Annotated in this window: 1 protein-coding gene and 1 tRNA gene; both read left to right on the top strand. The window is 57.5% G+C overall.

What is annotated here, in order from left to right:
• Nucleotides 1–487 (top strand): hypothetical protein (locus AC1D15_RS34355; RefSeq protein ID WP_477829593.1); only part of this gene is annotated, 487 nt, incomplete at its 5' end.
• Nucleotides 488–772: 285 nt separating this feature from the next.
• Nucleotides 773–862, top strand: a tRNA-Cys gene (locus AC1D15_RS34350).
• Nucleotides 863–988: the final 126 nt, after the last annotated feature.

Genomic DNA, 988 nt, shown 5'->3' with positions numbered 1-988 from the left:
GCAGAAAGAAGTGGAATGCCTATTCAGTGCAAGCACAACGGGAAAAGGGGCAGTGCTTCTGGATTTTTCGCGTCAGAGTGTTATTTTGACCGATCGTTGGCTGCAAGCCCGCTCTCGCAATGCCCTCAGCGCGCAAAATAGCGTGCCGGAGAAAATCGACGAGGGTGGTTTACATGCGAAGATGATTACGGCAACCGGCGCGATGGACTGGCGCTTGCTATCTGCACCTGGCTTGGACCGCCCTCTGATCGCGCAGCAGACACTCGGATCGCCATTTTCTGTCACAGTTCGCTTTAAGCACGAAACCCCCTGTAGCCCAACGGATGTAGTCTCTAAGATCACAAGCGGCCATTATCACTGGCTCTATCTTCAGGCAGTTCCGGTTCGAGCTCCCAAGGATATGGCGAGGGATGGACACGCGTCGCTAGCAGCTGCCATCGGCCCCTGGGAAATTCCTTCCAGCGTATTATTTTCACGATGCCAGTGATTAGCGGGATCAAGGACTTAACTTGGAGCGATTTGGGAACGGTCTCGCCAAAGGAACTGTCAAGCCAAGTCCACTGAATCAAATTCGACCATGGCGCGGCGGCATCCGCAAACCGGTTCGTCCGTGCGTCTAACCGGGTCCTGGCAGCCCGCGTCCGGCCTGTGGCCTCGCCCAGATCCAGAGTTAGGCAACTGTCGCGCGCATCCGCCGTGGCGCTCGATCGACGATCAGACGTCTAAGCAGCTAGTCGAGAGCGTCGAGGACATGACGGCCTGCCGCGAGAATGGCGCGGTTTTTCACTATCGCATTGAATCGCAAGGGAGCCCGAGGATTGCAAATCCGTGTAGGTCGGTTCGACTCCGGCCCGCGCCTCCAGAGTGAAAAACGGCTCCTTCGGGAGCCGTTTGCGTTTTGAGGCCATGGGGACTTCCTTGCCGTGTCGATCGGGCGGCCTGCGAGACGCCAGCTCACGATCTCGTCATGGATGCCCCAAAGTCCATC

It is taken from the genome of Rhizobacter sp. P2_H2, from assembly GCF_056403375.1.
Note: the sequence above shows the minus strand (reverse complement) of the source record. Positions and strands in the feature narration are given on the sequence as shown.